Genomic DNA, 5,122 nt, shown 5'->3' with positions numbered 1-5,122 from the left:
GGGGGCGAGCAGTTCGCGGGCCGCGCCGCGGTCGGCCGCGACGACGGGGACGCCGCAGGCCAGCGCCTCCAGCACGGCCAGGCCGAACGACTCGACGGGGCAGGTGGCCAGGGCCACGTCCGCCGCGGCCAGCCGCCGGACCACGTCCTCGCGGCGGTGCACGTGCCCGTGGAAGCGGACGGGCAGCGCCTCCCGGATGGCCAGCGAGCGGAGCGCGGCGTGCAGCGGCCCGCTGCCCACGACGTCCAGTTGCACCGGAACGCCGCGCCGCCGAAGTTCCCGCACCGTCGTCAGCGCCAGTTCGGGACGTTTCTCCCGGGAGAGCCGCCCCAAAAGGACGAGCCGGAACGATCCAGCGGGTTCCGGGCGGTGTCCCCGCACTGAGCCGGTGTCGTCGGCGGGACGGAACGTCGCGAGGTCGACGCCGAGCGGGACGCGGTGCAGGCGGGGCGTCCCCACCCGGGCGAACTCGGCGGCGGCGAACGCCGAGGTCGTCACGACCTCGTCGAACATCGCGGCGAGCCGCCGGTTCCAGCGGTCGGTGACCGGGGCCACCGGCAGGCGGCCGGGGAGGTGCGGTGCCAGGATCGCGTCCAGCCGTTCGTGGGAGAACAGCACCGCGCGGACCCCGCGCCGCCGGGCCCAGCGGGCCGCCACGGTGAGGCTGGCCTTGTCGGAGACCTCCACCACGTCCGGTTCGAGGCGGGTGAGGACGCGCAGCACCGGGCGCGGGTCCAGGACGAGCCGGTACCCGGGCGCGACCGACGCGCCGGGGACCGTGATGAGCAGGCCCTTCTCGCTTTCCGTCCGGGTGTGCGAGCGTCCGGGCACCACCAGCGCGCGCTGGTGACCGGCGGCGGCGTAGCCCGCGCCGAGCATGTCGACGGCGGTGCGCAGCCCGCCGGACACCGGGCTGTACAGGTTGGCGAGCTGCACGATCCTCATGCCGTGACCAGCGCCTGGTAGGTCGTCGGGCGCCCGCCCGCCGCGACGGCCAGGTCGATCGCGGCGAGCGCGGCACGGCGCAGGCCGGGACGGGTCAGGTCCGCGGGGTGCAGCGCGATCCGGAACGGCATCCGCAGCCGGGCGAACGTCCGCGCCGCGTCGACCATCAGCCGGGCACCGGCCCGCTCCCCCGCCGCTCCCGGACGGTGTGACAGCGCGGGCATCCGCCGCACCGGCCCGCCCGGCAGGCGGTGGACGGCCAGGTGGCTCGTCCAGTAGGCGAACCCGAGCGCGGCCAGCGCCCGCCGGGTGCCGGGGGACGCCAGCCAGCCCGGCGGTGTGAACCCGGCCGTCTCGATGCCCGCGTCCGCCAGCAGGTCCAGGCCCGCGCGCAGCCGCTGCCGGGCCTGCTGCTCGGTCAGCGTCCAGAACTCCCCGGCCCCTCTGACCAGGACCCGGTTCACCCCGCGCCGCCAGTGCGGACCGCCGGGGACGCCTTCGTGCCGGTACCCGTGCAGGGCGAGTTCGTGCCCGCGGGCGGCCGCCTCGTGCAGCTGGTCGACCAGGACGGGATCGCCGGGCAGCGCCGGGCCGTCCCCGAACGGCGCGGGGATGAGGAGCAACGTGGCGGGCACGCCGCGCTCGTCGAGGTCGGCGAGCCACCGCCTGGTTGCCGTCGCGGTGCTCGGGGACACGTCGTGCACCGACACCACGAACGGGAAGCTCTTCGGCGGGCTCATGCGGCATCGTCGGCATGCTGGACGGCGGCCGTGCACGCGCCGCCGGACACCTGCCGGTAGTGGCCGAACAGCTCTTCGCACACCACGTCCCAGCCGCGTCCCTCGACGGAGGCGAGCGCCCCGGCGCCGAGGCGTCGGCGAAGCTCCGCGTCGGCGGCCAGCGCGGACACGGCCGCCCGCAGGCCGTCGCCGTCGTCGGGCGCGAACAGCAGCCCGTTCACCCCGGGCCGGACGAGGTCGAGCGGGCCGCCCGCCGCGGCCGCCACGACGGGCACCCCGCAGGCCAGCGCCTCCTGGATCGCCTGGCAGAACGTGTCGTCGGCGCCGGTGTGGACGAAGACGTCCAGCGACGCCATGAGCTGCGACAGTTCGGTCCCGGTGCGGAATCCGGTGAACACCGCGTCCGGCATCATGCGGCGCAGGCGGCGTTCCTCCGGGCCGTCGCCGACGAGCACCAGCCGCGTGCCGGGAAGGCCGGCCAGCGTCGCGAGCATCCTCGGACGCTTCTCGGCGGCGAGCCGTCCGACGTAGCCGACGAGGACCTCGCCGTCCGGGGCGAGCACGGCCCGCACCCCGGCGGACCGGTGCGCGGGGTGGAACCGCTGCCGGTCCACGCCCCGTCCCCACAGCGACAGCCGCGGAACGCCGCGGCGGTCGAGCTCGGCGAGCACCGGGGTGGACGGCGCGAGCGTCCGGTCGGCGCGCCCGTGCAGGCGGCGCAGCCACCACCACACGGCCGGGTCGGTGCCGCGCAGCCCGTACCGCCGGGCGAACCCGGCGATGTCGGTCTGGAACACCGCCACGGCCGGGACGTCCAGCCGTTGTGCCGCGGCCAGCCCGGAGGCGCCGAGCACCATCGGCGCGGCGAGATGGACGACGTCGGGCGCGAAGTCCCGCAGCATCGCGGTGACCCGCCGGGTCGGCAGCCCGACGGCGACCGACGAGTAGAAGGGGAGCCGGACGCCGGGGAGGAGCTCCACCCGGGCCCCGGCGTAGGACTCCGGACAGTTCCAGGGGGCGTGGGCCGTCTCTCCACTGGAGACCAGCCCGGGACGGGGCGCGACGACCAGCGCCTGGTGCCCGCGCGCGGCGAGCTGTTCGAGGACCCGGCAGACCGAGCCGGTCACACCGTTGACCTGGGGCAGGAATGACTCAGTCACAATGGCGACTTTCACGGCACACAGGGTGATCGCCTCGTACGACGACGCAACCGCACATGCCATCCGAAAAGACGAACAACACGAAAACCTTGCGCCCGTCGACCGCATCACCGGTCCTGGCGTGATCTTGCAGGACCGCGGCTCGTTGCTGACTTTGCCCGGATCTGCGGAGATCTTGGTCATCCGGACGGTGTTCAGTCGTGGGCCTGCCGGTGATGCTGAGTGCATGGGACCCGACACGATCGTCCTCGTGCACGGCTTCTGGGTGACCCCGCGAAGCTGGGAGCATTGGATCACCCACTATGAGGCGAAGGGGTACCGGGTCATCGCCCCCGGCTACCCGGGCTTCGAGATCGAGGTCGAAGCGCTGCGCGCCGACCCGCAGATCATCGCCGACGTCACCGTTCCCGCGATCATCGAGAAACTCGAAGGGATCGTCCGCGAGCTCGACCGCCCGCCGATCATCATGGGCCACTCCGCGGGCGGCGCCTTCACCCAGATCCTGCTCGACCACGGCTTCGGGGCCGCCGGCGTCGTCTTCAACTCGGCGCCCACCGAGGGCGTGAGGGTCGTGCCGCTGTCGCAGGTGAAGTCGACGTTCCCGGTGCTCAAGAGCCCCGCCAACCGGCACAGGGCCGTCGGGCTGACCGCCGAGCAGTGGCGGTACGCGTTCACCAACACCTTCACCGAGCAGGAGTCCCTGGCGCTGTACGAGCGCTATCACGTCCCGGCCAACGGCGGCATCCTGTGGGGCAGCGTGCTGGCCAACTTCCAGCCCGGCGCGCAGGAGACCTGGGTGGACTACCACAACGACGACCGGGCACCGCTGCTGTTCGTCTCCGGCGGCGAGGACCACCTGATGCCCCCGGCCGTCCAGCGGTCCAACAAGAAGCACTACAAGTCCGCCACGATCACCGAGATCCGCGAATACCCGGGCTACGCCCACCTCCTTCCCGCGCAGACGGGCTCGGAGCAGATCGCCGACGAGGCCCTGGCCTGGGCCCTCGAACACATCTGAGACCAGCGACGGCAGAGCGCCAGGACCCGCGCGGGATGGCCGACCGCGTCGCGTCGGTTGATCATGCGTGTCCACGTTCGGGCTGCGAGCCGGCTTGGGCGGTTCGGACGATGGGCGCGCTGGTGGGCGGCTTGATCGGCGGGGACGGCGCGGTGGGTGTCACGTCCGCCGGTAGCGCGACTCACCGGGCGTGCCGAGGATGGCGACCCGCCGAGCCCTCGGGCAGGAGGGCTCGGCGCGGTCCAGGCCGACGATCTTGCCGGTGCCGGCGGCGATCGCGATGCTCGCCAGCGACAGGATCAGCGAAACGTCGGCGTCGCCGTCCATGCGGATCCGCACCCATTCCTCCGGGTCCGCGCCGTCCCCGATTTCAACGTGGGCGGCGTGGGCGGCGTGCGGATCATCGGGGCAGGCGGCCGGCTCGGTCATCGACAGCGCGATGAGCTGCCGGGAGTCGTTGAGCGCCGGCCCCAGCCGCCGCACGGCCGGCGCGCCCAGTCGCAGTTCGGCTTCGTGGTCACCCGGCAGGTGCACGATCTGCCGGGGGCCCAGGGCCAGCGCCGCTCCCCTGCCGCACTCGGCCCGGCACACGCGCAGCCCCGGCCATCGGGCCAGTTCGTTCACCACCCGGCCGGCCAACACCCCCGGGCTCACGCTCTGTGACGAACGCCGATTCGTCCCGGCTCTCGCACCCATATCGGCCATCGTTCACCCCATGCTCGCCGCAGCGGCACCCCTTGGCCTCAATAAGTTACCCGCGACCGCATCCGGTCATCCGTGGCGGCCGAAGGCAGATGGAGGGGACACGGGCATGTGCATGGGCGAGGCCGCCGACGTGCCCGAAGTGGTCACCGCCTGCCACCGCTGAGGCCACCGCCCTGTTGTCGCCGACGCCCCGGCGTGCCGGGTGGTGAACGGATCCGCGCCTTAGCGCTTCACGCGGGTGGAGCGGAGGCGAGCGGCGAAGGCGGTGGACGTCATCAGGAGGAGGGCCAGCCAGGGGGCCTCGATGATGGCGAACGTGGTGTACGGGAGGGGCTGCGTCGCGGAGGTGCCGCTGCGGAGTCTGGCCTGGATCACGGGGGCCGCGTTGGTCGCCGGGGTCCCGGCGATGAGGGGGGCGGGTGCCTGGATCGGCGGCAGGGCGACGCTTCCCATGGGCGAGACCGGCGCTCCGGGGAGCGCGGCGAAGGCTCCGTTGGGCACGACACCGGGTGCGGGGATGATGCTCCGGGCGGCGGTAGGGGTTCCGCTGCGGC

Annotated in this window: 6 protein-coding genes; 1 reads left to right on the top strand and 5 read right to left on the bottom strand. The window is 73.8% G+C overall.

Annotated features, from left to right (window positions below; translation table 11 throughout):
- From ETD83_RS39195 to ETD83_RS39185, 3 genes are all read right to left on the bottom strand, one after another.
- Positions 1-945 (bottom strand): glycosyltransferase (locus ETD83_RS39195; RefSeq protein WP_138650266.1); only part of this gene is annotated, 945 nt, incomplete at its 3' end.
- On the bottom strand, positions 942-1,685 hold the full coding sequence (locus ETD83_RS39190; protein ID WP_138650265.1) for a DUF2334 domain-containing protein: 744 nt from the start codon (positions 1,683-1,685) through the stop codon (positions 942-944). The genes ETD83_RS39190 and ETD83_RS39195, both read right to left, overlap by 4 nt.
- On the bottom strand, positions 1,682-2,845 hold the full coding sequence (locus ETD83_RS39185) for a glycosyltransferase family 4 protein (RefSeq protein WP_230421490.1): 1,164 nt from the start codon (positions 2,843-2,845) through the stop codon (positions 1,682-1,684). The genes ETD83_RS39190 and ETD83_RS39185 overlap by 4 nt, the downstream gene beginning before the upstream one ends.
- A gap of 226 nt (positions 2,846-3,071) precedes the next feature.
- Between ETD83_RS39185 and ETD83_RS39180 the strand changes: the two genes are divergently transcribed.
- Positions 3,072-3,863 carry an alpha/beta hydrolase gene (locus ETD83_RS39180; protein WP_138650262.1) on the top strand — a complete coding sequence of 264 codons (792 nt, stop codon included), beginning with the start codon at positions 3,072-3,074 and terminating at the stop codon, positions 3,861-3,863.
- Positions 3,864-4,022: 159 nt separating this feature from the next.
- Here the strand turns inward: ETD83_RS39180 and ETD83_RS39175 are convergent, their stop codons facing one another.
- Positions 4,023-4,517 (bottom strand): luciferase family protein, encoded by a 495-nt coding sequence (locus ETD83_RS39175; protein ID WP_138650261.1) that lies wholly within the window; start codon positions 4,515-4,517, stop codon positions 4,023-4,025.
- Between the two features lie 273 nt (positions 4,518-4,790).
- Positions 4,791-5,122 (bottom strand): hypothetical protein (locus ETD83_RS39170; RefSeq protein WP_205718139.1); only part of this gene is annotated, 332 nt, incomplete at its 5' end.

The sequence above is a fragment of the Actinomadura soli genome (assembly GCF_005889715.1).
GTDB classification, from domain to species: Bacteria; Actinomycetota; Actinomycetes; order Streptosporangiales; family Streptosporangiaceae; genus Spirillospora; species Spirillospora soli.
The sequence above is the reverse complement of the archived record's forward strand: the minus strand, read 5'-3'. Positions and strand labels throughout refer to the sequence as shown.

What these genes read in the sequence shown, in the direction of transcription:
- ETD83_RS39180 (WP_138650262.1), top strand. Translation starts at nt 3,072, where the DNA reads ATGGGACCCGACACGATCGTCCTCGTGCACGGCTTCTGGGTGACCCCG.
- ETD83_RS39190 (WP_138650265.1), bottom strand. Translation starts at nt 1,685, where the DNA reads ATGAGCCCGCCGAAGAGCTTCCCGTTCGTGGTGTCGGTGCACGACGTG.